Origin of the sequence: Streptomyces griseus, from assembly GCF_001715295.1 — a bacterium.
Taxonomy (GTDB): Bacteria; Actinomycetota; Actinomycetes; order Streptomycetales; family Streptomycetaceae; genus Streptomyces; species Streptomyces griseus_G.
Genome location: NZ_MDKB01000002.1, coordinates 177,086 through 182,461 on the forward strand (window position 1 = coordinate 177,086; position 5,376 = coordinate 182,461).

General features: G+C 69.2%; 4 protein-coding genes and 1 pseudogene. All 5 read left to right on the forward strand.

Annotation, left to right across the window (positions count from 1 at the left end):
* A pseudogene (locus BA175_RS07440) lies at window positions 1-179 on the forward strand (ATP-binding protein); the annotation flags it as partial.
* A 349-nt stretch (window positions 180-528) separates the two neighbouring features.
* Complete coding sequence (locus BA175_RS07445; RefSeq protein ID WP_069170500.1) at window positions 529-3,729, forward strand: sensor histidine kinase; 3,201 nt, start codon at window positions 529-531, stop codon at window positions 3,727-3,729.
* Between the two features lie 10 nt (window positions 3,730-3,739).
* Entirely contained in the window at window positions 3,740-4,153 is a 414-nt protein-coding gene (locus BA175_RS07450) for a roadblock/LC7 domain-containing protein (RefSeq protein ID WP_006127847.1), read from the forward strand.
* Window positions 4,154-4,242: 89 nt separating this feature from the next.
* A complete protein-coding gene (locus tag BA175_RS07455; protein WP_069170501.1) occupies window positions 4,243-4,905 on the forward strand; it encodes a DUF742 domain-containing protein in 663 nt (220 codons plus the stop codon).
* Window positions 4,886-5,376 (forward strand): GTP-binding protein (locus BA175_RS07460; RefSeq protein WP_078617936.1); only part of this gene is annotated, 491 nt, incomplete at its 3' end. The genes BA175_RS07455 and BA175_RS07460, both read left to right, overlap by 20 nt.

Here is a 5,376-nt window from a genome sequence, read left to right on the forward strand (position 1 = left end):
TCGTCATCGCCCTCAACGGCTTCGACGGACACCAGCCCTACACCCCCGACGAGGTCCGCGAAGCACTCCAGATCGGACCGGACACCCCGATCATCACGACGGACGCCCGCCACCGCGCGGACGCCAAGAGCGGTCTGATCACCCTGGTGGAGCACGCTCTGATGGCACGGCTCAAGTAGCCGCACGCCGGTAGTGCTCTACGGAACGTGCTGTAGTCGCACGGGGGCGGACTGTGTCCTTTGACACGATCCGCCCCCGTGTTCATAACATTTCGACAGAGAATTGGAACCACATCAACACCCGACGCATCCGATCGGTACCACTGCGCTCACCTGAGCCCCGCCATTTGACGGGGCTCGCTCTTTATGCCCGTTTTATCCGAGGCGTGGGCCACTCGGAATTTCTCATTCCGACTGTTTGGAACGCGACCCGTCCGCATGCTGCAATGCCTCGAACTACCCAGTAGTACGGCCCCTGAACGATAATCCGGCACAACGTAGGTGCCGACGCCGAGAGGTTGTTGGTCGAGTGAGGCGAAGCAACGAGCGCTCCGCGGCGCAGCCGGAGCGGGGCAACTTCACCCCGCCGCCGCGCGCCGCTGTGTCGCCGGCACCGGAGCCGTCCCGCGCGGAACCGCCGGGTGGGGGCAGCAGCAGCCGGCTGTCACCGCGCAACTGGCGGGTGCCCACGCGGCTGAACGCGATCCTCCTGATCCCGGCCGTGGTCGGCCTGGTCATGGGCGGTTTCCAGGTGAAGGGGTCGATCGACACCTGGAACGAGGCCCAGGACGCCGAGAAGACGGCCCTGGTAGTCCGCGCCGCCGCGGAGTACGGACAGGCACTGCTGAACGAGCGTGACCTCACCGCCCAGCCGCTGCTGTCCAACAAGCGCACCGCCGCCGAGGTCGAGCAGGTCCGCGCCACCACCGACGAGGCCGCGGCGAAGTTCGACACCGCCGTGCGGGACATGCCGGCCAAGCAGGGCCTGGAGCGCCGCCTCAAGCTGTTCAAGGTGGAGGAACCGCTCCTGCCCGAACTGCGCAAGGCCGCCTACGCCGAGGCGATGGACCCGGTGAAGACCGAAGAGGGCTACACCAAGGTCCAGCACTCGTTGATGGAGTTCTCCAACGAGCTCGGTCTCGGCACCGGCAACATCACCAGCTACGGCCGGACCGTCTACGCGATCGAGCTGGCCAAGGCTGCAGAATCGCTTCAGCGCTCGATCGGCATGCACCTCCTGGTACGCCCGAGCCAGGAGGACGGCACGTTCAACGGCCAGGTCAAGGCGTTCGGCTCGTACAACTACCTGGAACAGATCGCCCTCGGGGAGTTCGTCTCCGGCGGTACGGAGGCCGACGCGGCCCGGCTCAAGGAGGTCATGGCCGCCAAGTCCGCCGAGGGTGCGAAGCAGCTCCAGGAGGCCAAGGCACAGGCCGAGGCCACCGGGGAGCCGTTCGTCACGCCGCCGAGCGTGGACGGCTCGGTCTTCGACGGCATGGCCCGGCAGATCGGGCAGGGCAGGACCCCGAAGCAGCTGAAGGCCAAGGGGATCACCCCCGAGACATGGATGGCCGCCGCCACCGCGAAGTTCGACGGCTACACCACGGTCGAGAACGAACTCGTGGACAAGGCCGTGACCGAGGCGGCGGAGATCTCGTCCGACGCCAAGACCGACGCCGTCGTCAACGGCGCGATCGTGCTGGTCGCCCTGCTGGCCGCCTTCGTCATCGCCGGTCTCATGGCCCGTCAGATGAGCCGGTCCATGCGCCGGCTGCGTACGGCCGCCTTCGGTATCGCCGAGCAGCGGCTGCCGATGCTGGTGGACCAGCTGTCGCGGGCCGAGCCCGGCCGGGTGGACACCCGGGTGCAGCCGATCCCGATCGACAGCAGGGACGAGATCGGCGAGGTCGCCCGCGCCTTCGACCAGGTGCACCGCGAGGCGGTCCGGCTCGCGGCCGAGCAGGCCATGCTCCGGGGCAACGTCAACGCGATCTTCACCAACCTCTCGCGCCGCAACCAGTCGCTCATCGAGGGTCAGCTGACCCTCATCACCGACCTGGAGAACAACGAGGCCGACCCGGACCAGCTGGAGAGCCTCTTCAAGCTGGACCACCTGGCCACGCGTATGCGCCGCAACGGCGAGAACCTCCTCGTGCTCGCCGGCGAGGAGCCGGGCCGCCGCTGGAACCAGCCGGTGCCGCTGGTCGACGTGCTGAGGGCCGCCTCGTCCGAGGTGGAGTCGTACGAGCGCATCGACATCACCGGCGTACCCGAGAGCGAGATCCACGGCGAGGCCGTGACCGACCTCGTCCACCTGCTGGCCGAACTGCTGGAGAACGCGACCACGTTCTCCTCGCCTCAGACCAAGGTGCGCGTGACGGCGACCCGGCTGCCGGACGGCCGGCTCATGGTCGAGATCCACGACAAGGGCATCGGCCTGACCGCCGAGGACTTCGCCGACATCAACCACAAGCTGGCCAACCCGCCGACGGTGGACGCGGCGGTGTCGCAGCGGATGGGGCTGTTCGTGGTCGGCCGGCTGGCCGACCGGCACGGAATCCGCGTCCAGCTGCGCCCCTCCGGCGAACAGGCGGGGACGACGTCGCTGGTCATGCTGCCGGACGCGATCACCCACGGTGGTGGCGGCGAGGGGCTGCCGCAGGACGACTTCACCGTCTCCTCGATCATGCCCGCGCAGCAGCAGGCGTTCGACCCGACGCCGCCGCAGGTTCCCCTGCGTACGGCGGCGGAGCTCGGCTTCGACGACTCGCGCTACGAGGCGCCGGCGGCCGACTCCCCGCGGCTGGACCCGGTCAACCGCTCGCTCATGCGTGAGGAGCGGCGGGCGGCCCTGGAGGCGCAGACGGGCGGCGAGCAGCCCGCCTTCCCCGGCGGGGAGTCAGGCGGGCAGGCCTACGCACCGGACGCCTTCGGCGCGCAGCAGTACGCGCCGCAGGGGTACGCCCAGGAGCCCCAGGCTTTCGCGCAGTCCGGCTACGAGGGCGGCTACGACCCGTACGGCGCCGAGGGCACGTTCCCCCCGCCCCAGCAGCAGGACGGTTATGCGGAAGCCGGCTACATGGCTCCGCAGGAGTCCCAGGAGCAGTACGCCGACCCGTTCGCCCCGCAGGCCGATCAGTCCCAGCAGGGTGACTGGGCCAGCCAGGGTGCCTACCAGCAGACGTACGATCCCCTTCCGCGGTCCGAAGCGGAATCTGCGCCGAGTGCTCCCGCCGAGCCGCTGGAACACGTAGGCTTCGACCGGCCGGGCCCGACCCCGAACAGTGGTCAGGAGCTCACGGAGGCGGGGCTTCCGCGCCGGGGCGCCGGCCAGCAGCACTGGCAGCCGACCGGCCGCGGGAACGAACAGGCTCCCGCGCCCGAGCAGCGGCAGCGGCCGCCGGAGCCGGAACAGCCCGAGCCGGAACAGCAGCAGGCGGCAGCGGCGAACGGCACCGACGACTGGCGCTCGGCCAACGACGAGCGCTGGGAGCGGGCCGAGAAGCTCCGGGAGCCGAAGGCGGGCGGGATCACCCCCTCCGGTCTTCCCCGGCGGGTGCCGAAGGCCAACCTGGTCGAGGGCACTGCGGAGCAGACCCAGCAGGGCGGCCCCCAGGTCTCCCGCGCTCCCGAGGACGTACGCGGCAGGTTGAGCAACCTGCGCCGGGGCGTCCAGCGGGGTCGTACCGCGGGGTCGGATACAAGTAACACCTACAACCAGGAGCGTTAGTGTGAGCCCGATGAGCCAGGCGGCGCAGAATCTCAACTGGTTGATCACCAACTTCGTGGACAACACCCCCGGGGTGTCGCACACGGTGGTGGTCTCCGCCGACGGACTCCTGCTGGCGATGTCCGAGGGATTCCCGCGGGACCGCGCCGATCAGCTGGCGGCCGTGGCCTCCGGTCTGACGTCGCTGACGGCGGGAGCCTCCCGGATCTTCGAGGGCGGCGCGGTCAATCAGACGGTTGTGGAGATGGAGCGAGGATTCCTCTTCATCATGTCCATTTCCGACGGATCCTCGCTCGCCGTTCTCGCCCACCCGGACGCCGATATCGGTCTGGTCGGGTACGAAATGGCACTGCTCGTCGACCGCGCCGGGAGTGTTCTCACCCCGGACCTCCGCGCCGAACTCCAGGGAAGTCTTCTTAACTGACAGACAGACAGTGCGTTTCTCGTCACCGCACCATAAGGTGCGGTGGCGCGATACCACGGGAACGGCGACCGGCTGGCGGAGGAGGAAACGTGGCAGCACCCACAGACGGACACCCGTACGAGGGCGTTCAGCGGGTTTCGGGTGAGCAGGGTGACAACCGTTTCGCCACTCCCCCGACGCACGGCAACCAGGGTTCGCAAGAGCCTTATCAGCCGTTTCAGCAGTACGGCGGGCACCAGCAGAACGCCGGCTGGCAGCAGCACCGGCAGGACGACGGCTGGCAGCAGCCGGGGTCCGGATGGCCGGAGCAGCAGCCGCACCACCAGCAGCCGCCGCAGCGGTACGAGGCGCCGCCCTCGCGCATCCAGCCGGTGCAGCGGCATGCCCCGCAGCCGCCGGAGCCTGCGGCGCACAACCCGCTGGTCCGTCCGTACGCCATGACCGGTGGCCGGACCCGGCCGCGGTACCAGCTCGCCATCGAGGCGCTGGTCAGCACGACGGCCGATCCGGCCAGGCTGCAAGGGCAGTTGCCCGAGCACCAGCGGATCTGCCGGCTCTGCATCGAGATCAAGTCGGTCGCCGAGGTCTCGGCGCTCCTCTCGATCCCCCTCGGCGTTGCCCGGATCCTCGTCGCCGATCTGGCCGAGGCCGGACTCGTCGCTATCCATCAGCCCGGCGGCGACGAGACCGCCGGCGGCCAACCAGATGTGACACTGCTCGAAAGGGTGCTCAGTGGACTTCGCAAGCTCTAGCGGCGGAGCGGCCCGCTCCACTACCTCGGCGAAGATCGTGGTGGCAGGGGGCTTCGGCGTGGGTAAGACCACGTTTGTCGGTGCCGTCTCGGAGATCAACCCGCTGCGCACCGAAGCCGTGATGACGTCCGCCTCCGCGGGCATCGACGACCTCACCCACACCGGGGACAAGACCACCACCACGGTGGCCATGGACTTCGGACGCATCACCCTGGACCAGGACCTGATCCTCTACCTGTTCGGCACCCCCGGACAGGACCGCTTCTGGTTCATGTGGGACGACCTGGTCCGCGGCGCCATCGGCGCCGTCGTCCTCGTCGACACCCGCCGTCTCGCCGACTGCTTCCCCGCCGTCGACTACTTCGAGAACAGCGGCCTCCCCTTCGTCATCGCCCTCAACGGCTTCGACGGACACCAGCCCTACACCCCCGACGAGGTCCGCGAAGCACTCCAGATCGGACCGGACACCCC

Coding starts and splice junctions, on each gene's coding strand:
- BA175_RS07450 (WP_006127847.1), top strand. CDS start 3,740: ATGAGCCAGGCGGCGCAGAATCTCAACTGGTTGATCACCAACTTCGTG.